This is a genomic window from Kitasatospora sp. NPDC092948, from assembly GCF_044754805.1.
In the GTDB taxonomy this organism is placed as follows: domain Bacteria; phylum Actinomycetota; class Actinomycetes; order Streptomycetales; family Streptomycetaceae; genus Kitasatospora.
On record NZ_JBIVPU010000002.1, the window covers coordinates 918798 to 945299 of the forward strand.

23 protein-coding genes and 2 tRNA genes are annotated in these 26502 nt (G+C 71.9%); 14 read left to right on the top strand and 11 right to left on the bottom strand.

Annotated elements, in window-relative coordinates; genetic code table 11:
- Nucleotides 1-324 precede the first annotated feature (324 nt).
- The 3 genes from ACIQF6_RS09055 to ACIQF6_RS09065 all read left to right on the top strand — a co-directional run bounded on the left by ACIQF6_RS09055 (nt 325) and on the right by ACIQF6_RS09065 (nt 1940).
- Nucleotides 325-1362, top strand: coding sequence for a hypothetical protein (locus tag ACIQF6_RS09055; RefSeq protein WP_400891914.1), 1038 nt, complete (start codon nt 325-327; stop codon nt 1360-1362).
- 268 nt (nt 1363-1630) lie between these two features.
- Nucleotides 1631-1759: a DLW-39 family protein gene (locus ACIQF6_RS09060; protein WP_014137031.1), complete on the top strand. Its 129-nt coding sequence runs from the start codon at nt 1631-1633 to the stop codon at nt 1757-1759.
- A gap of 108 nt (nt 1760-1867) precedes the next feature.
- Nucleotides 1868-1940 (top strand) — tRNA-Ala (locus ACIQF6_RS09065).
- Nucleotides 1941-2018: 78 nt separating this feature from the next.
- On the opposite strand, the gene ACIQF6_RS09070 is transcribed toward ACIQF6_RS09065, so the two are convergent.
- The gene (locus ACIQF6_RS09070; RefSeq protein WP_400891916.1) at nt 2019-2888 is read right to left on the bottom strand and encodes a DUF5324 family protein; all 870 of its coding nucleotides are present in this window, start codon (nt 2886-2888) and stop codon (nt 2019-2021) included.
- Between the two features lie 165 nt (nt 2889-3053).
- Between ACIQF6_RS09070 and ACIQF6_RS09075 the strand changes: the two genes are divergently transcribed.
- Together ACIQF6_RS09075 and ACIQF6_RS09080 are read left to right on the top strand one after the other, a co-directional pair.
- Complete coding sequence (locus ACIQF6_RS09075; RefSeq protein WP_400891918.1) at nt 3054-3581, top strand: peptidylprolyl isomerase; 528 nt, start codon at nt 3054-3056, stop codon at nt 3579-3581.
- Nucleotides 3582-3712: 131 nt separating this feature from the next.
- Complete coding sequence (locus ACIQF6_RS09080; RefSeq protein WP_400891921.1) at nt 3713-4615, top strand: rhomboid family intramembrane serine protease; 903 nt, start codon at nt 3713-3715, stop codon at nt 4613-4615.
- A 260-nt stretch (nt 4616-4875) separates the two neighbouring features.
- Here ACIQF6_RS09080 and crgA read toward each other — a convergent pair whose 3' ends face one another.
- Nucleotides 4876-5130: a cell division protein CrgA gene (crgA, locus tag ACIQF6_RS09085; RefSeq protein ID WP_400891925.1), complete on the bottom strand. Its 255-nt coding sequence runs from the start codon at nt 5128-5130 to the stop codon at nt 4876-4878.
- A 155-nt stretch (nt 5131-5285) separates the two neighbouring features.
- On the opposite strand from crgA, the gene ACIQF6_RS09090 reads away from it, so the two are divergent.
- The 5 genes from ACIQF6_RS09090 to ACIQF6_RS09110 all read left to right on the top strand — a co-directional run bounded on the left by ACIQF6_RS09090 (nt 5286) and on the right by ACIQF6_RS09110 (nt 8726).
- Nucleotides 5286-6056, top strand: coding sequence for a DUF881 domain-containing protein (locus ACIQF6_RS09090; RefSeq protein WP_400891928.1), 771 nt, complete (start codon nt 5286-5288; stop codon nt 6054-6056).
- 90 nt (nt 6057-6146) lie between these two features.
- Complete coding sequence (locus ACIQF6_RS09095) at nt 6147-6317, top strand: hypothetical protein (protein ID WP_014137037.1); 171 nt, start codon at nt 6147-6149, stop codon at nt 6315-6317.
- A gap of 53 nt (nt 6318-6370) precedes the next feature.
- The gene (locus tag ACIQF6_RS09100) at nt 6371-7033 is read left to right on the top strand and encodes an aminodeoxychorismate/anthranilate synthase component II (protein ID WP_400891930.1); all 663 of its coding nucleotides are present in this window, start codon (nt 6371-6373) and stop codon (nt 7031-7033) included.
- Nucleotides 7034-7037: 4 nt separating this feature from the next.
- Nucleotides 7038-7985, top strand: a complete 948-nt coding sequence (locus ACIQF6_RS09105; RefSeq protein WP_400891932.1) for a class E sortase — start codon at nt 7038-7040, stop codon at nt 7983-7985.
- 18 nt (nt 7986-8003) lie between these two features.
- A complete protein-coding gene (locus tag ACIQF6_RS09110) occupies nt 8004-8726 on the top strand; it encodes a class E sortase (RefSeq protein ID WP_400891935.1) in 723 nt (240 codons plus the stop codon).
- A 69-nt stretch (nt 8727-8795) separates the two neighbouring features.
- On the opposite strand, the gene pknB is transcribed toward ACIQF6_RS09110, so the two are convergent.
- From pknB to ACIQF6_RS09140, 6 genes are all read right to left on the bottom strand, one after another.
- Entirely contained in the window at nt 8796-10835 is a 2040-nt protein-coding gene (pknB, locus tag ACIQF6_RS09115; protein ID WP_400891938.1) for a Stk1 family PASTA domain-containing Ser/Thr kinase, read from the bottom strand.
- 293 nt (nt 10836-11128) lie between these two features.
- Nucleotides 11129-12586 carry a peptidoglycan D,D-transpeptidase FtsI family protein gene (locus ACIQF6_RS09120; RefSeq protein ID WP_400891940.1) on the bottom strand — a complete coding sequence of 486 codons (1458 nt, stop codon included), beginning with the start codon at nt 12584-12586 and terminating at the stop codon, nt 11129-11131.
- Nucleotides 12583-14076 carry an FtsW/RodA/SpoVE family cell cycle protein gene (locus ACIQF6_RS09125; protein ID WP_400891942.1) on the bottom strand — a complete coding sequence of 498 codons (1494 nt, stop codon included), beginning with the start codon at nt 14074-14076 and terminating at the stop codon, nt 12583-12585. The genes ACIQF6_RS09120 and ACIQF6_RS09125 overlap by 4 nt, the downstream gene beginning before the upstream one ends.
- Before the next feature lie 31 nt (nt 14077-14107).
- Nucleotides 14108-15628 carry a protein phosphatase 2C domain-containing protein gene (locus ACIQF6_RS09130; RefSeq protein WP_400891944.1) on the bottom strand — a complete coding sequence of 507 codons (1521 nt, stop codon included), beginning with the start codon at nt 15626-15628 and terminating at the stop codon, nt 14108-14110.
- 45 nt (nt 15629-15673) lie between these two features.
- Complete coding sequence (locus ACIQF6_RS09135; protein WP_400891946.1) at nt 15674-16195, bottom strand: FHA domain-containing protein; 522 nt, start codon at nt 16193-16195, stop codon at nt 15674-15676.
- Nucleotides 16196-16207: 12 nt separating this feature from the next.
- Nucleotides 16208-17077 (bottom strand): FhaA domain-containing protein, encoded by an 870-nt coding sequence (locus tag ACIQF6_RS09140; protein WP_400891949.1) that lies wholly within the window; start codon nt 17075-17077, stop codon nt 16208-16210.
- A gap of 351 nt (nt 17078-17428) precedes the next feature.
- On the opposite strand from ACIQF6_RS09140, the gene ACIQF6_RS09145 reads away from it, so the two are divergent.
- Nucleotides 17429-17512, top strand: a tRNA-Leu gene (locus ACIQF6_RS09145).
- Nucleotides 17513-17609: 97 nt separating this feature from the next.
- Here the strand turns inward: ACIQF6_RS09145 and ACIQF6_RS09150 are convergent.
- A complete protein-coding gene (locus ACIQF6_RS09150; RefSeq protein WP_400891951.1) occupies nt 17610-18755 on the bottom strand; it encodes a sensor histidine kinase in 1146 nt (381 codons plus the stop codon).
- A complete protein-coding gene (locus ACIQF6_RS09155; RefSeq protein ID WP_400891953.1) occupies nt 18752-19420 on the bottom strand; it encodes a response regulator in 669 nt (222 codons plus the stop codon). The genes ACIQF6_RS09150 and ACIQF6_RS09155 overlap by 4 nt, the downstream gene beginning before the upstream one ends.
- A 164-nt stretch (nt 19421-19584) precedes the next feature.
- Here ACIQF6_RS09155 and ACIQF6_RS09160 point away from each other — a divergent pair, with 164 nt between their 5' ends.
- Together ACIQF6_RS09160 and ACIQF6_RS09165 are read left to right on the top strand one after the other, a co-directional pair.
- Nucleotides 19585-21375, top strand: a complete 1791-nt coding sequence (locus ACIQF6_RS09160) for a phosphatidylglycerol lysyltransferase domain-containing protein (RefSeq protein WP_400891955.1) — start codon at nt 19585-19587, stop codon at nt 21373-21375.
- Between the two features lie 221 nt (nt 21376-21596).
- Nucleotides 21597-22361, top strand: a complete 765-nt coding sequence (locus ACIQF6_RS09165; protein ID WP_400891958.1) for a hypothetical protein — start codon at nt 21597-21599, stop codon at nt 22359-22361.
- Nucleotides 22362-22374: 13 nt separating this feature from the next.
- Here the strand turns inward: ACIQF6_RS09165 and ACIQF6_RS09170 are convergent, their stop codons facing one another.
- Nucleotides 22375-25068: a SpoIIE family protein phosphatase gene (locus ACIQF6_RS09170; protein ID WP_400891960.1), complete on the bottom strand. Its 2694-nt coding sequence runs from the start codon at nt 25066-25068 to the stop codon at nt 22375-22377.
- Between the two features lie 212 nt (nt 25069-25280).
- Here ACIQF6_RS09170 and ACIQF6_RS09175 point away from each other — a divergent pair, with 212 nt between their 5' ends.
- Entirely contained in the window at nt 25281-26399 is a 1119-nt protein-coding gene (locus ACIQF6_RS09175; RefSeq protein WP_400891963.1) for a rhodanese-like domain-containing protein, read from the top strand.
- The last annotated feature ends 103 nt before the right edge of the window (nt 26400-26502 follow it).

Consider the following 26502-nt stretch of genomic DNA (forward strand, 5'->3'; position numbering starts at 1 on the left):
AGGCCACAGGTTCAAGTCCTGTTAGGCCCACCGGCGCGAAGGCCCCGATCACCTGGTGATCGGGGCCTTCGACGTTTTCCCCCACGATCGGCCGTAACCCCCGTCGGCGGTGGCTCGTTGAGATCGGTGCGCAGAGGCAGAACACAGGGTGAGTTGACTCGAAACTGATGTGAAGTCGGGGATAGCCGGGCGACAGGCCCGGTCATTGGGTGACGTGGGACACAGCGCGACCTCTGCTCCGGCCGGCGGATGACCGGCCCCGCCCGCCCCGGGCTCCCGGGCGGTTCCCACGTCATGTCTTCATTCACCCCGTGAGGCACCCCCATGTTCATGGAAGCCGCGCTGCTCGAATCCAGGACGCTCCGAAGCGGCCTGTGCGAGCGCACCGAAGTCCTCGACGAGGTCAAGGCCCTCGTCCTGCTGCCCGACGGGCTGCACGTCAACACGCGGATGGTCGCCGAGTACTTCGAGGTCGGCGAGAAGGCCATCTACGGTCTGTTCCGTCGCCACCGTCAGGAGTTGGAGAGCAACGGCTACACCGTCCTCAAGCCTGTGGATAACCCCGCCGACCAGACCTGCAAGTTGCAGGTCTGGCAGGTCAGCGGCTCGCAGGACGGTCAACCGGAGGGCGCGGTGGGCGTTCCTTCCGCGCGCCCTGTGGATAACCCGGAAAGCCAGAAGTGCACAACGTACTTCTGGCAGGTCAGCGCCCCGGAGCACCCCCAAGACCACCCCTCCGGCGAGGCCCACCGCCCCACCTCGCCTGTGGACAACTCCAGGGACGCCACCCACCGCCCCCAGGGCGGCGGAAACGGCGTCGCGCTGTACTCCCGCCGCGCCGTGCTGAACGTGGCGATGCTGCTGCGGGACAGCGAGGTCGCCCGTCAGGTCCGCAGCCGGCTGCTCGACGTGATCGAGAGTGCGGCCCGACCGGTGGCCGAGCCGTCGGCCCCGTACGTGTTCCGGGCTCGGCCGTGGAAGCGGTGGAGCGAGTTGCGGTGGGACGAGGACGAGGCGGGGCGGCGGGATCCGGCCGTGGCGGCCTGGCGGCGGCGGATCGACGGGCTGGAGCCGTTCGGGGGGAGGCTGCCCGCGGTGCCGCCGCAGGTGGCGGAGGAGCCGCCCGGGTTCGGCTTCTCCGGGGACGACCTGCGGAGTGCGGTGGTTGAGTTGGCCGCCGCGCTCGGGTCGGTCGATCGGCGGCTGGACGCGCAGGGGATGGTGATCACCGCGATCAGTGAGCGGCTCTCCCGCCAGGAGTCGCGCCTCGGCGCCCACGGCGCCCGGCTCGACTCGCTGAGCGAGGACGTCCGGGCGATCCGGCGGGATGTCGCGCGGCTGCGCAGGCGGCGTCGCGGGTAGGCGGGGGCGTTGTGCGAGGGGCCTGTCGGCGGTTCGGAACCGCCGGCGGGCCCCGGCGCGTCGACTGTCGGGGAGGGAGCGGGCGCGCAGTCCGATGACCGTACTGGTGGGGAAGCGTCAAAGGCGCTTGCAGATCAGCCGGTTGACGGTGGCGGGGGCCGCTTCTGAACCGGTTACCGGTGTGTATCATCGGCCCCAGGGCGGTCTTCAGCCTGACCGCTGGTTCGTACTCTTACATCCAAGCAAGCAAGAAGGACGAGGTCCCGCGGTGAAGAAGCTTCTCCTGGTCGCCCTGGTCGCCCTCGGCGGCTTCTTTGTCTACCGTCAGGTCCAGGCGGACCGCGCCGAGCAGGACCTGTGGACCGAGGCGACCGACCCGGTTCCGGCCGGCCGCTGAGCCGACCGACGAGTCTTTCTCGGACCGGCCCGCGGCGTACGGGCCGGGGCCGGTCCGAAACCCGCATGGGGCGTTGCCCGGGAGCGGGTAGGCTAGTGCCCGTTGCTCGGGGCCTTAGCTCAGTTGGTAGAGCGCTGTCTTTGCATGGCAGATGTCAGGGGTTCGACTCCCCTAGGCTCCACAGTCGTTGAACGGCCCCCGACCGGGGAAACCAGGTCGGGGGCCGTTCTGTGTCCGGAGACGCCCGGGGCGACGGGCGTCAGTGCGGCTTGCGCGGGTCGTGCGGCTTGGGCCGGTCGTCGTCGGCGGGGCGGGTGGCGGGCGGCGGGGTCGGCTTCGTGGCGGCGCTGGAGCCGCCGGCGGCCGGTTCGTCGTGCGGGACGGAGCCGTTGAGGGTGGCCCCGCCGACCGGCGTGCCGGTGGCGCTGCCGGGCCGGGTCGGGTCGGCCGTCGCGGGCGGGGCGGTGACGGGCTCCGGGGGCTCGGTCAGCCACTCGGGGTTGTTCTGCTTGCGGTACCACTGCCAGGTCGCGACACCGGTGCCGATCGCGATGGCGCCGGCCACCGCGAGGCCGGTCGCCCAGCCGTTGCAGCGCTTCTTCTTTGCGTTCTTGGCGGCCAGGTCGCTGATCTCGGCCGCGCTGACGTTGCCCTGCAGCGCGGTGATCGCGGCGGCGCTGCGGGCCTGGGCCTCCTGGGCGAGCGGGACGACGCTCTCCTTGGCGGCCTGGAGGGTTTCGGCGACCTTGGGGGCGACGTTCGTCCGGGCCTGGCAGGCAGCCTGACCGGCCGACAGCTTGGCGGCGAGCGCGGCCTCCTGGGCCCGGTGGACGGCCCTCAGGGCGGCCTTCTGGGTGTCCGGGGGGAGGCTGAAGAAGGCCTGCTCCAGGTGCGGGGCGAGGTGCTTGACGTAGTGCACCCGGGCGGCCTGTGCGGCCTGGCCGGCTCCGCTGCGGGCCTGTGCGCCGGCGGCCGCGGCCTTCGGGCCGAGCGCCTCCAGTCTGGGGCCGAGCGCCTGCCTGGCCTCCTCGGCGTACTGCAGGGCGGCCTCCTTCGCGGAGGTGGCGTAGGGCGCGACGGCGTCCCTTGCCCGTGCGGCGGTCTCGCGCGCGGTGTCCGTACGGCTCACGGCTTCTCCTTCTCGGCGGGTGTCCGGTGTTGTCCGGTATGCACCTTTCCACCTGATAGGAGATCATGCATCCTGCTTATCTGCCGGGCACCTTCGACTGAGCCGTCTGCGGCGATCATGGGATGATTCCCCGGATAGTCATATGAAAGACAGGAAGGTACCCCCGTGGCCGAGGAACTGACCGCCACTCTGAAGACCAACCGCGGCGACATCGTGGTGAAGCTCTTCCCGAACCACGCCCCGAAGACCGTGGCGAACTTCGTCGAGCTGGCCGAGGGCACCCGCGAGTGGAAGAACCCGGAGACCGGCGAGGTGGCCGCCAAGCCGCTGTACGACGGCACCGTCTTCCACCGTGTGATCGACGGCTTCATGATCCAGGGCGGTGACCCGCTGGGCAACGGCACCGGCGGCCCGGGCTATAAGTTCGCCGACGAGTTCCACCCGGACCTGTCGTTCGACCGCCCGTACCTGCTGGCCATGGCCAACGCCGGCCCGGGCACCAACGGCTCGCAGTTCTTCATCACGGTGGCCCCGACCACCTGGCTGAACCGCAAGCACAGCATCTTCGGCGAGGTCGTGGACGCGGCCAGCCGGCAGGTCGTGGACGCGATCGGCACCACCGCCACCACCAAGCCCTACGACCGCCCGGTCCAGGACGTGGTGATCGAGCAGGTCGTCGTCTCCCGCGGCTGATTCGCACCCTGCCGCCCTCCCGGGGCGGCCCGCGCTCTTGTGGCGCGCAGTAGCCTGGACGGTCCCGGCGGTGCCCCGTTTTCGTACGGTGGCGGCGCCGGGACCGTTTCGTTGATGGAGGGACTGCGCCGATGCTTCCGGACGAGCCCGTGCGGCCGACGCCCGTGGAGGACCAGGGGTCCGGGCTGCCCCGGTGCCACCGGCACCCCGACCGGGAGACCGGCGTGTCCTGCACCAGGTGCGGGCGGCCGGTCTGCCCGGAGTGCATGGTGCCCGCCTCGGTCGGCTTCCAGTGCCCGGACTGTGTGCACGGCGCGGCTGCCGAGCGGCAGGTCCGGCCGCGGACGGCGTTCGGCGGGGTGCTGTCGCTCGGCGACGGCGCGCTGGTCACCAAGGTGCTGATCGGCCTGAACCTGCTGGTGTTCCTGCTGACCGAGTACGTGTCCAGGCAGTGGCAGGTCAGGCTGGGCCTGGTCAGCTGGGCGCCGCTGCCGGGGCTGCGGTTCGGCATGGCCGAGGGGCCGCAGGAGTGGTACCGGCTGGTGACGGCGATGTTCGTGCACGGCGGTCTGCTGCACATCGCGACCAACATGTTCTCGCTCTGGGTGATCGGCCCCCAGCTGGAGCGGGCGCTGGGCCGGGTGCGGTTCCTCGGCCTGTACCTGGTGTCGGGCATCGCGGGCAACGCGCTGGCATTCGTGCTGTCGCCGCCGTCCGAGCAGCTGTTCTCGGTCGGTGCGTCCGGGGCGATCTTCGGACTGCTGGGGGCCACCGCGGTGCTGTTCCGGGTGAACCGGATCCCGATGCAGCCGGTGATCGCGCTGCTGGTGGTGAACCTGGTGATCACCTTCTCGCTGAAGGGGATCGACTGGCGGGCGCACATCGGCGGCCTGGTGGCGGGCGTCGTCATCGGCGCGGGCATGATGTACGCCCCACGAGCACACCGGAACCTGGTGCAGGGGTTGACGACGGTCGCGGTGCTGGCCGTCGGCCTGGGCCTGGTGCTGCTGGGGATGGCCCGGCTGCCCGGCTGAGGGATCTCCCCGCGCACTGTCCACAGGCGGTGCGCGACGGGCGATTGGATTTCCCGTGTCTACGCGCGTTATCCTGCTGCGTTGCGAGTTATCCACAGGATCGGCGGAGTTTTCCCCAGTGTGGACAACCCTGTGGATAAACGTTCGGACGCTCCGTGACCGACCCGGGGCGGGGCACGCCGAACACCGCCCCGGCCCGGAGGCCGGAGCGGTGCGGGGTGCAGCTCAGACCGCGGACCGCCCGGCGGGCGGCAGCGGCTTCACTTCCACTGCGTGGAGACGCCGAAGCCCGCCGCGATGAAGCCGAAGCCGGCCAGGATGTTCCAGTTGCCCCAGCTGCGGACCGGCCAGGTGCCGCTGGTCACGTAGTAGCTGACGATCCAGGCCAGACCGATCAGGAACAGCACCAGCATCAGCGGTGCCACCCAGCTCCGGCCGGAACTGATCTTCACGGCGGTCGCGGAGGACGGCGGCGGCGTGTAGTCGGCCTTCTTGCGGAGTCGAGACTTCGGCACGAGGGGCTCTCCTGTCGATGCGCTGTGACCGCGCAGGTGGTCAGTGGGGGCGTGGTGGCACGTGGAGACCCTGGTTCGAACGGTCGGATCTCCGCACATGCCACCGGCGTCCGTTAGCGTAGTGGCTCGCCGGGTCTTAGGGAGATAAGGGTACGGTGCCTGATTCCACGATTTCTTCGCCGAACCCGGCTGCGCGCCCGCGCCGGGGCCGAATTGTCGGACGTGCCCTGACCTGCACCGTCTTCGCCCTCGCCGGACTGCTGTTCTACGTGAGCGGGCGGACCGCGCACGGCATTGATCTGCGCACCGACAATTCGCTGCTGGGGCTCAGCGACGTCATACAGCAGCGCTCCACCCAGAACCAGCAGCTCCAGGAACAGGTCGCGGCCGACCAGGACCGGGCCGACCGGCTGGCCCGGGAGCAGGGACGGAGCCCGGACGACACCGCCCGGCTGGCCGCGCTGCAGCAGGCCGCCGGGCTGGACCCGCTGCACGGGCCCGGGCTGACCGTCACGCTGGACGACGCCCCGCCGAACGCCACCGCCCGGATCCCCGGCGTCCCCGAGCCCGGGGTGAACGACCTGGTGATCCACCAGCAGGACATCCAGGCCGTGGTGAACGCGCTGTGGCGGGGCGGCGCCGAGGGCATCCAGGTGATGGACCAGCGGCTGATCTCCACCAGCGCGGTGCGCTGCGTCGGCAACACCCTGCTGCTGCAGGGCCGGGTCTACTCCCCGCCGTACGTGATCCGCGCGGTCGGCCGGACCGAGGGGCTGCGGGCCGCGGTGGACGCCGATCCGACGATCCGCAACTACCTGGGCTACGTGGCCGCCTACGGGCTGGGCTGGAAGGTCCAGGAGGGCAACGAGCTGAGCCTGCCAGGGTACGCCGGATCGATCGACCTGCGGGCCGCCTCCGCCCAGTAGGCCGCCGCGCCCGGTCCGTTGCGCCAATACCCGCCTGGGGCGGGCGGGTGGGCGTCTACGCTTGTGCCGACCCGAGCAACGAGGAGCACCATGTACGGCTGGATCTGGCGGCATCTTCCGGGCCCTGCGCCGGTACGTGCGCTGATCGCGCTGCTGCTCGTCCTCGGGGTGGTCTACGTCCTGTTCCAGTACGTGTTCCCGTGGGCCGAGCCGCTGCTCCCCTTCGGGAACGTGACGGTGGACCAGGGAGCCGGCGGCTGAGCCGGCCCCGGTTCCGTCCGCCCTTCGACGCACGCACACCCCAGGAGTTAGCGATGACTTCCGCCGGCCACCCGCCCCGGATTCTCGTGGTCGACAACTACGACAGCTTCGTCTTCAACCTCGTCCAGTACCTGTACCAGCTGGGTGCGGAGTGCGAGGTGGTCCGCAACGACCGGTTGACGGTGGCTCATGTCCGGCCCAGGGCGGGCGCGGAGGGCTACGACGGGGTGCTGCTCTCGCCCGGGCCGGGGACGCCGGAGGAGGCGGGGGTGTGCGTGGAGATGGTGCACCACTGCGCGCGGATCGGGCTGCCGCTGTTCGGCGTGTGCCTGGGGCTGCAGTCGATCGCGGTGGCGTACGGCGCGGTGGTCGACCGGGCGCCGGAGCTGCTGCACGGCAAGACCTCGTCGGTGGTGCACGAGGACGGCGGGGTGTTCGAGGGCCTGCCCTCGCCGCTGACCGCGACCCGCTACCACTCGCTGGCGGTCCGGCCGGACACCGTGCCCGCCGAGCTGGTGGTCACCTCGCGCACCGACAGCGGTGTGATCATGGGCCTGCGGCACCGTGAGCTGCTGGTCGAGGGCGTCCAGTTCCACCCCGAGTCGGTGCTCACCGAGGGCGGGCACCGGATGCTCGCCAACTGGCTGGCCGAGTGCGGGTTCCCGGAAGCGGTGGGCCGTTCGGCCGGCCTCGCCCCGGTGATCGGCCGGGGCTGACCGGATGACCGCCGTGCGCCCGGAGCGGGGCGTTCCCGAGGAGATGGACGAGCCGGACGGCTGGGGCGTCTACGAGCCGGCCCCGGAGCGGACCCTGCAGCTGCGGCTGCCCGGGGTCGAGTCGGATCCGGCTGCGATATCCGGGCCGGACGACCCGGCCGGTCGGCGGCGCGCCCAGGGGCCGGGAGGCCTGGGGGCGGGCACCGGTCGGCGGCGGGCGTCCGGGCGGGCCGCAGGACCGCGTCCGCGGCGGCCCAAGGAGCGCAAACGGGTGGTGCTGGCCCGGGCGGTGGGGGAGCTGTTCATCACCCTCGGCGTGGTGATGCTGCTGTTCGTCTCCTACCAGCTGTGGTGGACCAACGTGGTGGCCGACAACGCCGCCAGCGCCGCGGGCAAGAAGCTGGAGCAGCAGTGGGCGCAGCCGGTCGCCCCGTCGACCGACGGCGGCGCGCCGGTGCCGGCGGGCACGTTCGAGCCCGGCAAGGGCTTCGCGATCATCCACATCCCGAAGCTCGACCTGACCTATCCGATCGCCGAGGGCACCAACAAGCAGCAGGTGCTCGACAAGGGCCTGGTCGGCCACTACACGGGCACCGCGATGCCGTCCGACCCGGCCGGCAACTTCGCGGTCGCCGCGCACCGCACCACGCACGGTCAGCCGTTCCGGGAGATCGGCAAGCTGGTGCCGGGCGACAAGATCGTGGTGGAGACGGCGACCTCCTACTTCACCTACGAGGTGGCGGGCGGCATTCCGGAGACCCCGCCGACCAACGTGACGGTGCTTCAGGCGATCCCCAAGGGCTCGCCGTTCACCGAACCGGGCCGCTATATGACCATGACGACATGCACGCCGGAGTTCAGTGCCCGGGGAAGGCTCATCGTCTTTGGCAAGATGGTCGACGAACGGCCGCGGAGCCAAGGCCAGCCGGAGGCGCTGACCGGGCAACACTGAGCAGCGAGGCACGGCACCATGGGCACAACCATTCGGAGCGGGCGACGGCGCGGACGAGTGGCTGCGGCCCTGGGCCTGATGGGTGAAGCGCTGATCACCCTCGGCCTGGTGCTGGCCCTGTTCGTCGGGTACTCGCTGTGGTGGACGGACGTGGTGGCCGCCCGGGCCGCCGACCGCCAGGGGGACCGGCTCCGGCAGACCTGGAGCGCCCCGGCGGCCGGCACGCCGGAGGCCCCCGCCCCGGTGTACGAGGCGGGCGACGGCGTGGGCTTCCTGCACGTGCCCGCGTTCGAGAAGGGCGACCGGACGACGCTGATCCGGATGGGCACCAGCACGGAGGTGCTCAACGAGGGCGTCGCCGGGGTGTACGAGGAGCCGTACCGGTCGGCGATGCCGTGGGACGCCGAGGGCAACTTCACGATGGCGGCGCACCGGGACGGCCACGGCGCGAAGTTCCACGACCTGGACCGGCTCTCCGAAGGCGATCCGGTGGTGGTGGAGACCCGGGACGCCTGGTACGTCTACCGGGTCGCCGGCACCCTCCCGCAGACCTCCAAGTACGACGTCGGCGTGGTCGCGCCCGTCCCCGAGGGCTCGCCGTTCACCGGCCCCGGCCGGTACCTGACGCTGACCACCTGCACGCCGGTGTACACCTCGCGCTACCGGATGGCGGTGTGGGCGAGCCTGGTCCGGGTGGACCCGATGGACGCCCACCGCACGCCGCCGCCCGAGCTGCGCTGACGCCGGGCCGACGCGAAAGGGGCCGCACCGTCCGAGGACGGTGCGGCCCCTTTCGGCGCGTGGCGCCGGTCAGGGCGTGGCCGGTGTCTTGTCGCCGGCCCTGGTCCAGAGCTTGACCGGAATGCTCGGGTCGACCTGCTGGTTGGACTGCGGGTCACTCCCGATCACGATCGCGTTCTCGTCCTGCGGGCCCGACACGACCACCGAGTTGAGACCGAGCTTCTGGAGGTCCGCGACGACCTGCTTGTAGGTCTTGTTGGCCACGATCGGCATGGACACCTTGTCGGCCAGCTTGCCGACCGTGATGGTGACCTTGCTGCCCTTGGCGACCTGGGTGCCCTTCAGCGGGTTCTGCTCGATGACCTGGCCGACCTTGGTCTGGTCGGTGATGGTCTTGGTGACCACGTTCGGCGTCAGGTTGAGGTCGGTGAGCGCCTGGGAGGCGTTGTCCTGGGACTGGCCGACCAGCGGCGGCACGGCGACCTTCCCCTGACCGGAGGAGACCACCAGGGCGACGGAGGTGCCGGTCGCGGCCTTGCCGGTCACCGACTGCGAGATGACCTTGTCCTGCTCGATCTTGTCGTCGTTGCTGTAGCTGAAGGTGACCACGAAGCCCTTGGCGGTCAGCGCGGTGTTGGCGGCGTCCTTGGACTGGCCGGTGACGTCGGGGACGTCGACCTGCGCCGGGCCGGAGGACAGGTGCACCGTGATCTTCCCGGTGGTGGAGATCTCGCTGTTGGCGGCCTGCTCCTGGGTGCAGACCTGGTCCTTCTGGATCTTGGTGTCGGGGCAGGCGATCGGGTCGCCCGCGACCACGGTGAGCGTGGGGTTCTGCGACTTCGCCGCGGCCTCCGCCTCGGGGAGCGTCTTGCCGACCAGGTTCGGGACGGTGGTCTTGCTGCTCCCGCCGCCGGTCTTCACCATCGACTGCACCACGAAGAACGCGCCGACCAGGACCAGCACCGCCGCGACGGCCAGGATGATCCAGGAGGTGTTGTTCTTCTTCGGCTGCTCCTCGCGGCGCCGACTGCCCCGGCCCTGGTAGCCGTCGTCGTCGTAGCCGCCGTTGCCGTTGCCGTAGCCGTCGTCCTGGTAGCCGCCGTACTGGGCGGGCTGCTGGTGTCCGACCGGCGGCAGCATGGTGGTGGGGCCGCCCTGCTGGGGCAGCATGTTGGTCTGGCCGTACGGGTCGTACTGCCCGCCGCTCTGGTCGTACCCGTAGCCGTTGGTGCCGGTGCCGTAGGCGGCCTGCTGGGCGGCGGCGACCGGGAGGCCGTCGAGGAAGCGCTCGATGTCGTCGCGCATCTCGTCGGCGGACTGGTACCGGTAGTCGCGCTCCTTGGCGAGCGCCTTCAGCACGATCGCGTCGATCTCCGGGCGGACCTCGGGGTCGTACGCGGACGGTGGCGCGGGCTCCTCGCGCACGTGCTGGTAGGCCACCGCGACGGGGGAGTCGCCGACGAACGGGGGGCGCACCGTGAGCAGCTCGTACAGCAGGCAGCCGGTCGAGTAGAGGTCGGAGCGGGCGTCGACGGTCTCGCCCTTGGCCTGCTCGGGGGAGAGGTACTGGGCGGTGCCGATGACCGCGGAGGTCTGGGTCATCGTCATGCCGGCGTCACCCATCGCGCGGGCGATGCCGAAGTCCATCACCTTGACGTTGCCCTGCCGGGTCAGCATGACGTTGGCGGGCTTGATGTCGCGGTGCACGATGCCGGCGCGGTGCGAGTACTCGAGCGCCTGCAGGATGCCGATGGTCATCTCCAGCGCGCGCTCGGGCAGCAGCCGCCGCCCGGTGTGCAGCAGTTCGCGCAGCGTGGAGCCCTCGACGTACTCCATGACGATGTACGGGATGGAGATCCCGTCGATGTAGTCCTCGCCGGTGTCGTAGACGGCGACGATGGCGGGGTGGTTGAGCGAGGCCGCGGACTGCGCCTCGCGGCGGAAGCGGGCCTGGAACGAGGGGTCGCGGGCCATGTCGGTGCGGAGGGTCTTCACTGCGACCTGGCGGCCGAGCCGGGTGTCGTGGGCGAGGTACACCTCGGCCATGCCACCGCGTCCGAGGACGCCGCCGAGCTCGTACCTGCCGCCTAGACGACGAGGCTCTTCCATATCTCCGACCCTCTCCCCCACCGGTCGGTGAGGATATGACGTAGTGTCCCCGCACGCTCTGTCTTGACGCGGCCGCCGCCGCGGTGGTTTCACAGTGCTGGCATCCGCGGTCGGTGGCCGCGGACTGGCTGCGGGTACACCCGCTGCTGGCGGATACGCTACCGGGCGAACCTGACGTGCCTGGTGCAGGCAGCCAGCTGAGACCAGACCGGTATCGATCCGGACCGTCCCATTGTGACAATTCCGGCCACCGATCGAGGATCGATGGCCGGAATGTGATGGATACGACCGATCTACTTGCCGAGCGCGGCCTGCATCATCGCCTTGGCGATCGGCGCGGCGAGCGAGCCGCCGGAGATCTGCTGCGCCTCGCTGGAGCCGTCCTCGACGACCACCGCGACGGCGACCTGCTTGCCGTCCTGGCCCTTGGCGTAGGAGACGAACCAGGCGAACGGCAGGCCCGAGTTGTCCTGGCCGTGCTGGGCGGTGCCGGTCTTGCCGCCGACCGTCACGCCCGGGATCTTCGCGTTCTTGCCGGTGCCGTTCTGCACCACCGACTCCATCAGCTGTTGGAGCTTCTGGGCGGTGGCCGGCGAGACCGCCTGCGACATCTGGTGCTCGGTGTGGGTGGAGATCACGTTCCCGGCCGAACCCTCCTGGGCGACCAGGTACGGCTGCATCAGCGAGCCGTTGTTGGCGATCGCCGCCGCCACCATGGCCATCTGCAGCGGGGTGGCCCGGGTGTCGTGCTGGCCGATGGCGTCCATCGCGGTGCCGTCGGGCTTGGAGTCCTTCGGGTAGTAGCTGGCGGTGGCCCGGATCGGGACGTCCACCTGGTCGTTGTTGAAGCCGAACTTCTCGGCCTGCGCCCGCAGCTTGTCCCCGCCCAGCTCGGCGCCCATCTTGCCGAACACCGTGTTGCAGGAGTAGTCCATCGCGGTCTGGATGCTGGCGTTCAGGCACGGCTCGGTGGAGCTGGCGTTGATCAGCGGGGTGCTGGTGCCGGGCAGGACGTACGGGTTCGGGGTGTCGGTGACGTCCGTCGGGTTCTGGTACTTGCCGGTCTCGAACGCCGTCGCGGCGGTGATCAGCTTGAAGGTCGAGCCGGGCGGATAGGTCTCGCGCAGCGCCCGGTTCAGCAGCGGCTTGTTCGGGTCGGCGTCGAGCGCCGCCTTGGCCTTGGCGTCGTCGTCGGAGCCGCCCGCGAAGGTGCTCGGGTCGTACGACGGGGTGGAGACCAGCCCGAGGATCGCCCCGGTCTTCGGGTCGATGGCGACCGCGGCGCCCTTCTTGTCGCCCAGCCCCTCGAAGCCCGCCTTCTGCACCTTGGGGTCGATGGTGGTGACCACGTCGCCGCCCTGCTTGGGCTTGCCGGTCAGCATGTCCAGGGTGTTGCGGAAGAACAGCCGGGAGTCGGTGCCGGAGAGGATGCCGTCCTCCAGCTTCTCCAGCTGGGTGGAGTCGTAGGCCTGCGAGGACCAGCCGGTGACCGGCGCGTACATCGGCCCGTCCACCCAGGAGCGCTTGTACTTGTAGCGCAGGCCGTTGACGAAGTCGGACTTGGTGACGGCCTGGCCCCCGACGATGATGTTGCCGCGGGGGGAGGCGTACCGGTCGTACTTGGTGCGGTCGTTGTGCGGGTTGTTGGCCCACGCCGACGCCTCCACGCCCTGCACCCAGTTCACCCGGAGCATCAGGGCCAGGATCAGCACCAGGCAGAAGATCGACACCCGGCGGATCGGCTTGTTCACGAGGTCGCTCCCCTGCTCTGGTCCGGTGCGCCCGGGCCGGCGGCTCCGAGCCGCTCCGGTCCGGCCGGCTCCGGAATGGCGGTGGCCGGTTCGACGGCCGGCCGGCGGGCGGTGTCGCTGATCTTCATCAGGATGGCGATCAGGGCCCAGTTCGCGACCAGGGAGGATCCGCCCTGGGCGAGGAACGGCATGGTCATACCGGTCAGCGGGATCAGGCCGGTGACACCGCCGGCGACCACGAACACCTGCAGCCCGAACGCCGAGCTCAGGCCGACCGCCAGCAGCTTGCCGAACGGGTCGCGGGCCGCCAGCGCGGTGCGCAGGCCGCGCTGCACCACCAGGCCGTAGAGCATGAACAGCGCCATCAGACCGGTCAGGCCCAGCTCCTCGCCGAACGAGCCGAGGATGAAGTCGCTCTTGGCCGCGAACTGGATCAGCCAGCTGCGGCCCTGCCCGAACCCGGTGCCGACGGTGCCGCCCGAACCGAGCGACATCAGGGTCTGCCCGATCTGCTCGGAGGACTGCTTGGGCGCATTCGGCCCGAACGCCGCCATCGGGTCGAGCCAGGCGTTGATGCGGACCTTCACGTGCGGCTCGATGGAGGCCACCATGGCCGCGCCGCCCAGCGACATCGTCAGACCGAAGACGATCCAGCTGGTCCGCTCGGTGGCGACGTACAGCATCACCACGAACAGGCCGAAGAACAGGAAGGACGTACCCAGGTCGGTCTCGAACACCAGGATCAGGATCGACAGCAGCCAGACCACCACGATCGGGCCGAGGTCGCGGCCGCGCGGCAGGTACAGGCCCATGAACTTGCGGCTGGCCAGCGCCAGGGCGTCCTTCTTGACCATCAGGAAGCCGGCGAAGAACACCGTCAGGATGATCTTGGCGAACTCGCCGGGCTGGATCGAGAACGAGCCGAAGCGGATCCAGATCTTCGCGCCGAAGTCCTCCGGCCGGGACGGGAAGAAGGCCGGCGCGGCCAGCAGCACCAGCGCCAGCACCATCGAGATGTAGGTGTAGCGCTGCAGGATCCGGTGGTCCTTCAGCAGGATCACCACGCCGATGAACAGCAGCACCCCGAGACCGGACCACATCAGCTGGTTCGGCGCCGCCGCGTAGTTCTTGATCAGCAGCTTGCCGGCCTTGTCGAGCCGCCAGATCATCACCAGGCCGAGCCCGTTCAGCAGCGTCGCCAGCGGCAGCAGCAGCGGGTCGGCGTACGGCGCGAACCGCCGCACCGCCAGGTGGGCGATCAGCGCCAGCACGCCCATGCCCAGCCCGTACTGCACCATGCCGGCGGGCAGGCTGCCGTCCATCGCCAGGCCGACGTTGGCGTACGCCATGATCGGGATCGCGACCGCGAAGGCCAACATCAGGAGTTCGGCGTTGCGCCGGTTCGGGGTGTCGCCCGCCGAGGACCGGCCGACGGCGCGGCGCCGCCCGGTGGCGGGCGTACGACCGCTGCTCACGTCGAATGTGCTCATGCCTGTGAAAACCCTCGGGGTCGCCCGCGGCCTACTGCCCGGAGCAGGACACGGCGAGCTGCTGCTCCTGCTCGGTCAACGGCGGGGTGGTCGGCGTGGCGTCCCCGGCGGCCGGGGCGGCCTTGGAATCGGCGACCTTCTTGCAGACCTCGGCCTGCGCGCGCAGCGCGGCGACCTGCTTCCGGGCGTCGTCGAGGCTGCCGGCCTGGATGTTCTTGGCGACCTGGTCGCGCTGGAAGGCGGGCAGGTACTTGAGTTCCACGTCGTCGAACTTCTGGTAGACCGAGCTGAGCTTCAGGCCGGCCAGGTTCTGGTCGGTGCCGCGGAACACGGCCAGGTGGCCGTTGTCGGTGCCGACGTAGTACTGGCCCTGGTTCCACTGCCAGGCGAACCAGCCGCCGCCGCCGAGCACCGCGAGCACCAGCACCCCGATCAGGGTGATCTTCATGCCGCGCTTCTTCTTGCGGCGGCTCGGCGGGGGGTCGCCCGCGTACGGGTCGGGGTCGCCGTACTCGCCGCCGTCGCCGGGCGGGAAGCCGGCCGGGTCGCCCCAGTTGCCGTCCTGGTCGTAGCCGTCCTGGTAGCCCTCGGCGGGGCCGAAGTCACCGGCCGGGGCCCCGTAGCCGGGCTGCTGGTCGTAGCCGCCCTGGTAGCCCTCGGCGGGCCCGAAGGCGCCCTGCGGGGCCTGCGGGGTGCGGCCGAGGCCGGCCGCGCGACCGGCGGGGGTGTCCAGCAGGTGCGGGTCGTGCAGCGGGTGCTGCTGGGTGTCGGCGACCGCGCCGACCACCTCGGGGGCCTGCGAGGCCTGGCCGCTGAGCAGGTCGGTGGCGCCGACCTCGATCACGTCGGCCACGATGCAGGTGATGTTGTCCGGGCCGCCGCCGCGCAGCGCCAGCTGGATCAGCTCCTGGACGGTCTGCTGCGGCGCGTAGTAGCTGCCGAGCGTCTCCTCCAGGGTCTGGTGGCTGACCGGGCCGGACAGGCCGTCGGAGCAGATCAGGTAGCGGTCGCCGGCCCGGACCTCGCGGATCGACAGGTCGGGCTCGACCTGGCCGCGGCCGTCCAGGGCGCGCATCAGCAGCGAGCGCTGCGGGTGGGTCTCGGCCTCCTCGGCGGTGATCCGGCCCTCGTCGACCAGCCGCTGCACCCAGGTGTGGTCCTGGGTGATCTGGTCGAGCCGGCCGTCCCGCAGCAGGTAGGCGCGGGAGTCGCCGATGTGCACCTGGCCCATCCGCTGGCCGTCCCACAGCAGCGCGGTGAGGGTGCAGCCCATGCCTTCCAGCTGGGGGTCCTGGTCGACCATCTGCCGCAGCCGGTCGTTGGCGGTCTGCACCGCGTCGCCCAGCAGGGTCAGCAGGTCGGCACCGGGTTGTTCCTCGTCCAGCCGGACGATCGACCCCAGCACCTCGGAGGAGGCGACCTCACCGGCCGCCGCCCCACCCATGCCGTCGGCCACCGCGAGCAGTCTGGGTCCGGCATAGCCGGAGTCCTCGTTCCCCTCGCGGATCAGGCCCTTGTGCGAGCCGGCGGCGAAGCGCAGCACGAGACTCATGCTGTCCGGGCCCTCCTTCGGGTGGAGCTGGTCCTCATGCGCTGACTACTTCCGCAGTTCGATGACGGTCCTGCCGATTCGGATCGGCACGCCGATCTGGAGCGGCGTCGGCGTGGTCAGCCGCTGTCGGTCCAGATAGGTGCCGTTGGTGGAGCCTAGATCCTCCACGGTCCACTGCCCAGCCTGATCCGGGTAGATCCTGGCGTGACGGGAGGACGCGTAGTCGTCGTCCAGCACGATCGTGGAGTCGTGCGCCCGGCCCAGCGTGACGGTCTGGCCGTGCAGGGCGACGGTGGTGCCGGCCAGCGATCCCTGGGTGACCACCAGGTGCGTGGGCTGGCCGCGGCGCTGCCGGGCCTGCTGCTGCTGGGCGGCGGTCGGCTGCCCCTGCGGCGGGCGGGCGGCGGTGGCCGCGGCGGGGGTGGCGGATGCGGCCCGACGCCCCGAGCGTGTGGCGCCCTTGGTGGTGAACAGGTCGCTGCGGATCACCTGGACGGCGACGATGACGAACAGCCAGAGCACGGCGAGGAAGCCCAGCCGCATGACCGTCAGGGTCAGATCAGACATACCGGCCCGCTTCTACCCTTCGACCTGTCGGTAGACGATGGTGGTCGACCCCAGGACGATCCGGGAGCCGTCGCGGAGCGTAGCGCGCTGGGTGTGCTGCCCGTCCACCACGATGCCGTTGGTGGAGCCGAGATCCATCACCATCGCGGGCGTTCCGGGGCGGATCTCCGCGTGCTTGCGGGACACTCCGGGGTCGTCGATCCGGATGTCGGCCTCGGTGGAGCGGCCCAGGACGACCGGGTTCTGGCTGATCTGGTGCCGGGCGCCGTTCACCTCGATCCAGCGCCGGGTGCCGATGCCGCCGTGGCCCGCGCCGGGGAACTGCCGGACGTTGTTGCCGGGGGCCGGCGGGACGGGCGGCATCGCGGGCGGGGCGGCGGGCGGCGGCGGAGCGCCGTAGGGGGCGCCGGCGCCCTGCTGCCAGGGCGCGCCGGGCGCGGGCGGGGTCGGCGGCCGGCCGTAGCCGGGCTGGGCGGCGGCGGGCGGCGCGGGCGGGCGCTGCGGGTCCTCGGCGGTCAGCGTGCGGCTGCGCACCCGGTACAGCCCGGTGTCCAGGTCGTCGGCCTTCTCCAGGGCGACCTGCAGCGGGCCCATGAAGGTGTACCGCTGCGCCTCGGCGTACTCGCGGACCATCCCGGCGAGCTCGCTGCCGAGCTGCCCGGCGTACGGGCTGAGTCGCTCGTGGTCGTGCGGGCTGAGTTCGACGATGAAGTCGTTCGGGACGACCGTGCGGTCCCGGTTCCAGATGCTGGCGTTGTTGTCGCACTCGCGCTGCAGGGCGCCGGCGATCTCCACCGGCTGGACCTCGGACTTGAAGACCTTGGCGAAGGTGCCGTTCACGAGACCTTCGAGTCGCTGCTCGAACTTCTTCAGGACTCCCACGGGGCACCCCCTCTCAGGGCTCTGTCGGGCCGGCTCGTCGGCTGGAAAGCGGTACTTCCGTACTGATCGTATCCACGCCCGGCCCTTCCGTACGGTTCCCCGGCCAGGTCGCGCCCGGAGGGTACCCACTGGGCGGCCCGCTCACCCGTTCGCACCGATCCCCGGTTGCGGCCCGGTCCGAGCCGTGCGGGGGGCCCGTGGGAATGGATTCGCAGGTGGGGCTCGGAGCGTGCTAATGTTTTCCATGTCGGAAGGGGCGCCCGCAAGGGAGCCGAACGGAAGACCCGGAGAGATGCGCTAAGCTTCTCGAAGAGTCGAAAGAGCGACAAGCTCCGGAAGACAAACACCCATGCGCGGGTGGCGGAATAGGCAGACGCGCTGGATTCAGGTTCCAGTGCCCGAAAGGGCGTGGGGGTTCAACTCCCCCCTCGCGCACAGCGAAGCCCCGCAGATCTCAGGATCTGCGGGGCTTTTTTGTTGTCCCGTGCTGTCCTGTGCTGTTTCCTGGGCGCGCCCTCGGCTTCCCCGGGGTCTACGCGGGCAGGACGGCGTGCAGCGCGAAGCCGCCGTCCGGGGTCGGGCCGGCGGTGAAGCTGCCGCCGAGCAGGGCGGCGCGTTCGCGCAGGCCGATCAGGCCGTGGCCGCCGCCGGGCAGCGGGGCGGTGGTGCTGCGGCCGGTCGGCGGGCCGTTGCGGACCTCGACGTGGAGCTGGTCGCCGCGCGTGGCGACCCGGACGGTGACCCGGGCGCCGGGGGCGTGCTTGCTGATGTTGGTGAGGCCCTCCTGGACGGTCCGGTAGGCGGCCCGTTCGACCGCCTCGGGCCAGTCGCGGCGGCCGGGGTCGAGCCGGCGGGTGACCGGCAGGCCGCTGCCGTCGATCAGCCGGGGCAGGTCGGCGAGGGTGGGCTGCGGGGTGAGCGGGGTGCGGTTGCCGGGGCCGGCGGCACGCAGCACGCCGACCATCTGGCGCAGTTCGTCGAGGGTGCGGACGGAGAGTTCGCGGATGGTGCGGGCGCCGTCCCGGGCGGCCGGGTCGGTGCTGGCGACCTGGATCGCCCCGGCCTGGATGGAGATCAGGCTGACCTGGTGGGAGACCACGTCGTGCATTTCGCGGGCCAGTCGGGCGCGTTCGGCGGTCAGCACCTGTTCGGCGATCAGCCGGTTCTCGCGCTGACGGCCCTCGGTGAGTTCGGTGACGCGCTCGCCGAGTTCCCGGCGGGTGCGGGTGAGCATGCCGAGCGCGGCCGGTCCGGCGCCGAGCATCACCGACTGGATGGCGTACAGCGCGTTGTCCCGGCTGAGGGCGAACAGTTCCGGGGCGAACGGCCAGTGGAAGAACTCGATCAGGGCGAAGGAAATGGCGCAGGCGACGGGGATCCGCGGTTTCGGGTAGGCGGCGGAGACCGCGTACACGGCGGTGAGCGGGGCCAGCCAGATCTCGTTGAAGAACGCCGCGGGCAGGGTGAGCAGGGCCACTGCCAGCGGGTGGCGGCGGCGGCCGAGCAGGGCGACCACGGACAGCGCGGACAGCGCGAGCTGCCAGGGCGCGGAGCCCTTGGCGACCAGTGCGGAGTCCAGTGCGGCGGCTGCCACCGGGACCAGCAGGGTGGTGCGGGGGGAGCGCAGCCAGGCCCGGCGGCGCGGACCGGCTTCGGCGGCGGGTTCGGCGGCGATCACTCCCCGTCCCGGCGGTCGCGGACCAGCCCGGCGCGGTGCGCGACCACGGCGGCCTGGACCCGGTTGGCCGCGCCGAGCTTGGCCAGGATGGCGCTGATGTGGTCCTTGACGGTGCCGGTGCCGAGGAACAGCCGGTCGGCTATCTCGGCGTTGGAGAGGCCTTCGCCGAGCAGCGCCAGCACGTCGAGCTCGCGGCCGGTCAGCCGGTGGGTGAGGGCGGTGGCGGTGAGGTCGGGGCCGCCGCCGTCGACGTAGCCGCTGATCACGGTGCGGGCGACGGTCGGGGAGAGCACGCTGCCGCCGGCCGCGAGCACCCGGACGGCGTGCACCAGCTGTTCGGGGGCGGTGTCCTTGAGCAGGAAGCCGGCGGCGCCGGCCCGCAGCGCGGTGCCGATGTACTCGTCGGTGTCGAAGGTGGTGAGCATGGCGACGACGGGCGGGTCGGGCAGGGCGCGCAGCCGGCGCAGCACGCTGATGCCGTCCAGGTCGGGCATCCGGACGTCGAGCAGCACCACGTCGGGGGCGAGCGCCCGGGTCTGCTGCTCGGCCTGGCCGCCGGAGCAGCCGCCGACCACTTCGAGGTCGGGTGCGGAGCCGACGATCAGGCCGAGCCCGGAGCGGACCAGCACCTCGTCGTCCACGATCAGGACCCGGGTCGGCGGCATGTCTCTCCCTGGGGTGGGGTGGCGGGCCGGTACCCCCGCCGATCGGCGGGGGTGGGAATCCGCTACCGGATTCACGCAATTCTCATCTTCGCTGGGCAACCATGGAAATCGGGGTGAAGTGTGCAGACCGCGCGCGGATGCGCCCCGATGTTCGATCGTCTGGAATGGTTGCTGTGTCCACAGTGAAGACGGCTGCCTCGGCCGTGTCGCCCGCTCGGGGCGAGGGTTCGGGTCCGCAGGTGCTCTGGCGTCGGCGGGCCGCCGCGTCGACGGTCTGGTACCTGCGGTTGGTGGCACTGCTGAACTTGGTCGCGGTGCTGTCGGTGCCGTTCCGGGACCAGGTGCAGCGCCACAACGAAGGCCAGTACTTCACCCCGTACCTGGTGACCGCCGGGTTGACCTCGGCGGTGCTGTCGCTGTTCCTGGCGGTGGCGATGCGCCGGCGCAAGCGGGCGGCGTGGATCTTCAACACCGGGCTGGCGGGGCTGACCTTCGCCACCTACCTGGCGCTGCTGGCCTGGGGGCAGCACTTCACGTCCCACCCCTTGAACTGGTTCTCGGTGGTGCTGACCGGCCTGTTCCTGGTGGCTCTGCTGGTCTCGCGCCGCGAGTTCACCTCCAAGGGCGACCGCTCGAACCCGAAGACCGCGGTGGCGGCGGCCGTCGGCGGCCTGGCGCTGGGCGGCCTGATCGGCTCGCTGCTGGTGCAGCTGACCAACCACATCAGCGGGGCGGGCTTCGGCACCCGGTTCAGCTACTCGATCCATCGGATGATCACGCTGACCCCGTCGGCGCGGGTGGCCGACGTGATCTCCGTGCCGACCTGGGTGAACGCCGCGATCAACGTGATGGGCGCGGTGCTGTTCCTGGCCGTGCTGTTCGTGACGTTCCGCTCGCCGCGCGGCGAGGAGCTGCAGACCGACGAGGACGAGCGGAAGCTGCGCGAGCTGCTGGACAAGCAGGGCGAGCGGGACTCGCTGGGCTACTTCGCGCTGCGCCGGGACAAGGCGGTGGTCTTCTCGCCGAGCGGGAAGGCCGCGATCGCCTACCGGGTGGTCGGCGGCGTGACCCTGGCGTCCGGCGACCCGATCGGCGACCCGGAGGCCTGGCCGGGGGCGATCGACGCCTGGCTGGCGGAGGCCCGCGAGCACGCCTGGGTGCCGGCCGTGATGGGCGCCTCCGAGGAGGCCGGGGTGATCTACGCCCGGCACGGGCTGGACGCGCTGGAGCTGGGCGACGAGGCGATCGTCGAGCTGGACGAGTTCTCGCTGGACGGCCGGGCGATGCGGGTGGTCCGACAGGCCTACAACCGGGTCAAGCGGGCCGGGTACACGGTGCGGATCCGCCGCCACGAGGACATCCCCGAGTCGGAGATGGCCGAGCTGGTGTCGAAGGCCGACCACTGGCGGGACGGCGCGACCGAGCGCGGCTTCTCGATGGCGCTGGGCCGGCTCGGCGACCCGGGCGACGGGCGCTGCGTGATGCTGGAGTGCTTCGACGGGGACGGCGAGCTGCGGGCCCTGCTGAGCTTCGTGCCGTGGGGTGCGCACGGCCTGTCGCTGGACCTGATGCGGCGCGACCGGGACAGCGAGAACGGCCTGATGGAGTTCATGGTGATCGAACTCCTGCAGCGCGCGAACGAGGTCGAGCTGGAACGCGTGTCGCTGAACTTCGCGATGTTCCGTTCCGTTTTCGAGCGCGGTTCGAAGCTGGGCGCCGGCCCGGTGCTGCGGCTTTGGCGTTCGGTGCTGGGATTCTTCTCCCGCTGGTGGCAGATCGAGTCGCTGTACCGGGCGAATGCGAAGTACCGGCCGATCTGGGAGCCGCGTTATCTGCTCTTCGAGAAGAGCAGCGAGATTCCGCGGATCGGTATCGCCTCGGCCCGTGCGGAAGGCTTCATCACGGTGCCGAGCATGCCGGCGCTGTTCCGCCGGAGGCACGCCCCCGAGGGCTGAGCCACAGGCTTCCCGGCCCGGTGGGGCCGGGGACGGTGGTCCCTCCGCCGGGGGGCGGAGTGGGCCGGAAGATCAGACCCGGGTATGACTCGGGTGGGCTTCGAAGCTGATGCCCTTGATCAATTCGATGCGTAGGGTCGAAGAAGAGGCGTGGAAGAGGACGCGTAGAACGGGACGGACGTCGGGATCGCCGCACGTCGCCGGGACGGGAGAGCCGGTTCGTGAAGCAGAACACCCACGCGGGGGGCGTGCGGTCGGGGCTCGGGGCGGTATTCCGCCGGGCCGCGACCGCCGAGTGGGGGGCGCTGTTCGGCGCCGTGAAGGAACAGGTCGTGCGGCGGAAATTCGCCGCGGTGCCATTGGCGACGGCGGCGACGGCGCTGGTGCTGCTGTTCTCGGTGGTCCAGCACCTGCCGGGCGGGGCGCGGTTCGTCTCGGACATCGGGGTGGTGAAGGCGGCGCTGCCGTTGGACGTGTCGCTGCTGCGCACGCCGCTGTCGCTGTACGTGCCGGCCCTGGACCTGCCGGTCTGGGGGGCGCTGGCGCAGGTGTTCCTGGTGTTCGGGGTGGCGGAGATCGTGCTGGGGCGGCGGCTGACCCTGGTGGTCGCGTACGTCTGCACGCTGGCGGGCACGCTGTTCGCCCGGATCGCGGTGGCGCTCGGCCCGCACCACCTGCTGGGGTTCCCGCACTGGGTGGCGCACGTGCGCGACACCGGGCCGTCGGCGGCGGTGGTGGCGCTGGCCGTGGTGGTGGCGTTCCGCTGCCGGGCCTGGTGGACGGGCGGCGCGGTGGTGCTGGCGATGACCGTGGAGGCGGTGCTGCTGCCGAACCTGGCGGGCATGGAGCACCTGGTGGCGATCAGCACCGCGGTGCTGATCGCGGTCTGGGTCGAGGTGTTCGGCGACTACTGGCCGCGGGTGCTGTCCGGGGTCGGCGCGGCCGCCTCGGTGGCGCAGGGCGGGGCCAGGGCGGTCACGCCCTGACCCCGGCGCCGGGTCAACCGCGCGGCAGCGGCATCTCGAAGTAGACGACCTTGCCGACCGCTTTGCGGGCGGTGCCCCACTTCTCGGACAGCTTGCTGACCAGGTTGAGGCCGCGGCCGTGCTCGGACAGCGAGTCGGCGGGTTCCAGCGACGGCAGGTTGTGGTTGTCGTCGCTGACCTCGACCAGCAGCTTGTCGACCCGGATCAGCTGGAGCTGCACCTCGGAGCGGGCCACCCGGACGGCGTTGGTGACCAGCTCGGACACCAGCAGTTCGACCGTCTCGCCGAGCGCGGTCAGCTGCCACGCGGCGAGCTGGTCGCGCACCAGCCGGCGGGCCCGGGCGACCTCCGCCTCGGTGACGCCCAGCTGCCAGGTGGCCACCTCGGTCGGCGGGACGCCGTCGAAACGGGCGACCAGCAGCGCGATGTCGTCCTGCCGGTCGTCGGAGTGCAGGGTGTTCAGCACGGTGTCGCAGGCCTCGTCGGGGGTCTGCTTGGGGTCGATCAGGTTGCCGCAGAGCGCGGCCAGGCCCTCTCCTATGTCGCCGCCGCGGACCTCGACCAGGCCGTCGGTGCACAGCACCAGCATCGAGCCGTCCGAGACGTCGATCTTCGTGGCGACGAACGGCACCCCGCCGACGCCGATCGGCGCGCCCGAGGGCAGGTCGAGCAGTTCGCCGCGTCCGTCGGGGTGGACCAGCACCGGCGGGACGTGCCCGGCGGAGGCGAGCTCGCAGGTGCGGTTGATCGGGTCGTAGACCGCGTAGAGGCAGGTCGCGAGGTGGTCGTCGCCGAGTTTCTGGGCCAGGTTGTCGAGGTGCCGCAGCAGCTGGCCCGGTGGCAGGTCGAGGGCGGCGAGGGTCTGCATGGCGGTGCGGAAGCGGCCCATCGCGGCGGCCGAGTGCAGGCCGTGGCCCATCACGTCGCCGACCACCAGGGCGACCCGGCTGCCGGGCAGCTGGATGGCGTCGAACCAGTCGCCGCCGACCTCGGCCTTGCGGTCGCCCGGCATGTAGCGGTGGGCGATCTGCACGCCGGGGATCTTCGGCGGGCGGGTGGGGATCATCGAGCGCTGCAGGGTGGTGGCGACCTTGGACTCGGCGCGGTGCAGCCGGGCGTTGTCCAGTGACAGGGCGGCGCGGGCGGCGATCTCCTTGAGGGTGTCGGCGTCGGCGCGGGTGAACGGCGCCCGGTCGGAGAGCCGCAGCAGCTTGAGGATGCCGAGCACCGCGCCGCGCGCGGACAGCGGCAGCACCAGCATGGAGCGGCCGACCACGGTCGGCTCCAGTTCGGGGCCGCCCAGGGAGGCCGCGTAGTCGACCGCGACGTCCGCGGAGATCAGCGGCACCAGCACCGGCTGGTTCTCCTGCAGGGCCAGGCCGGGCGGGGTGGAGCGCGGCATGGTCAGCAGCGAGCCCTCGTCCAGGACGTGGTTCCAGCGCGCCGGGGCGGCGTTGAAGGTCCGGGCGACGCGGCGCAGCACGGTGCGGTTGTCGGGCGGGTCGGCGGGCAGTTCGCCGTCCGAGAGCAGGCCGTCGAGCAGGTCCACGCAGGCGAAGTCGGCGACCCGGGGGACCAGCACCTCGCACAGTTCGCGGGCGGTGGTGTCCAGGTCGAGGGTGGTGCCGACCTGGCTGCCGACCGAGGCCAGCAGTGCCAGGTCGCCGTCGTCGGGCAGGCCGCGGACCACCTCGACGCCGCCGTCGGCGGACCTGGTGGGGCCGGGCAGGACGGCGGGCGTGGCGGGGGCCGGTTCGGGCGGGGCGGCGGGGTCGATGGCGGGGCCTCCCGGGGTCGGGCCGTGGGCGGCGGCGTCGCGTGGGGATGGGACGGTGCTGCCGGGCACCCGCGCTTCCTCGGCGGGCCCGGCAGCCTGTATCCGTACCCCGAGCGGGGCCCGGGCACCCGTGCCGCGTTGCGGCTCCGCCGGGCGGCGCGCGGTGCGCTCGCGCTGCTGGGCGGCCCGTTGCTGCGGGGTGGGGTAGCGGCGGCCGAGGCCGGCGGCGGCCCGGGCGGCGCCGGGAGGCCCGCCCGGCGAGGACGGGTGGGGCGCGACCGGCAGCAGCGTCGCCGGGTCCAGCCGCAGCGCGGGCGGGCCGGCCGCGGCCAGGGCGGCGAGCAGTCGGCCGCGGCGTTCCGGGGAGCAGGACGGCAGCAGCCCGGACAGCGCCTCGGAGGCCTGCTCGGCGGGCGGCGCGAAGGCGGCCGCGACCTGCTGCGGGCGGGCCGCGGCGGGCGCGGCGGCGTACGGGACGAGGCGCTCGCCGACGGCGATCCGGGGGCCGACGGTGCGCAGCGGCCGGGCGTCGGCGGCCAGGACGAGCAGCGAGCGGCCGGCCGATTCGGCCAGCGGGTAGGCCCACCACAGGACGTCGCGCAGCCGCTCCTCGCGGTCGTGCACCGCCATCGCGCCGGCCCACGGGCCGTCCGTGGCGAGGTCGTCGAGGGTGTCGAAGGCGTCGCAGCGGTGTGCGGGGGCGTCCGGTTCGTGGCGGGGGCAGAGGGCGGGCAGCAGGCCGTCGGCGGTGCGGCCGACGGCGACGGCGGCGCGGTGGCCGAAGAGCTCCTCCGCGGTGCGGTTCCACACGGCGATCCGGCCGTCCGGATCGACCAGCACGGCGGCCACGCGAAGCAGCGCCACCACCCCGGAGGGGCGGCCGCCCGGGAGGTCCGCCCGGTCGGGTGCGGAAATGGGCTGGTCCACCATGGATATCGGTCTGCCCCTTTGAGTTCTGCTGCTCCTCCTGGCCGGTGCGCGCGTCCTTGCGTGCGTCCTCCAATGAAGCACGGAGATGCCAATGGGAGGTAGTTAATCGGGCAGATTCGTCCGTATCAGTTGCGTGTCGTTGACGGCGCGCCCCCGGCGTGCTTCGCGCTCACCCGGTCGGGCGGTGTGGCGGCCCCGGTAGGGTGGCCCGGGTGAGCGTACCGAGCGTCGAGGTGTGGGCGGATCCGGAGCGGCAGGAGCTGGAGGAGCGGGTCGCGGCGGCCGAGCTGGCCTGGCTGACCCTGGACGTCGACGTGGCCACCCTGCGGGTGGAGATCGACAACTTCGCGCTCGCCCATCACCAGCTGCTGGGCCCGCTGTACGCGGAGCTGGACGAGCTGGACGCGCTGATCGCCGAGGCGGTCGCGGTGCTCAGCGGCGACCCGGAGGACCTGCGGCGGGCCCAGGAGGCCCGGGACCGGGTCGAGCCCGCCGAGCAGCGCGGCCCGCGCGAGGGCGAGCCGGAGGCCCGCCGGGTGCGGCCCGACAGGGACGCCCAGCGGGTCTACCGCGAACTGGCCCGCCGGGCCCACCCCGACCTGTCCACCGACCCGGCCGAGCAGCAGCGCCGTTCGGCGTTCATCGCCCGGGTCAACGAGGCGTACGCGCTGGCCGACACCGAAGGGCTGGAGCGGCTCGCCGAGGAGTGGTCCACCGACCCGGACTCGGCGCCCGCCGTCGACTCCCCCGACCGGCTGGCCTGGCTGCGCCAGCGCCTGGAGTGGCTGACCGGCCGGATCACCGCGCTGGCCACCGAGCGGGTCCGGCTGGAGCGCACCCCGATGGGCGAACTGCTGCTGCTGCGCCCGGACGAGCCGGAGCGCCTGCTGGAGGACCTCGCCGACCGGTTGCTGGCCACCGCCGCCGACCGGGAGGCCAAGCTGGCCGCCCTGCTGCCCGACAATGGCCCGAACGACCCGTCCCGACCCCAGGAGACCGCCCCGATGTTCGCTCAGCTGCCCACCACCGACGCCGCCTCGGTGCCCGCCGACGCCGCCCTGCTCGACGTCCGCGAGCAGGACGAGTGGGACGCCGGCCACGTGGAGGGCGCGCTGCACATCCCGATCGGCCAGGTGGTGGCCCGGCTCGACGAGCTGCCCGACGCCCGGCTGTACGTGCTGTGCCGGGTCGGCGGCCGCTCCGCGCAGGTGGTGCAGTACCTGGTCGCGGGCGGCCGGGACGCGGTGAACGTGGACGGCGGCATGTACGCCTGGGAGGCGGCCGGCCGCCCGATGGTGAGCAGCGGCGGCCAGGACGCGTTCGTCCTGTAGCAACCGCCCCGGCCGGGCCTGCCGGTGGGGGAGAGCGTGGTGACGGGCCGTCGGCGACGAAGGGTGCGCCGGCGGCCCGTCGTCGGTGGTGCGCGCGCTGACG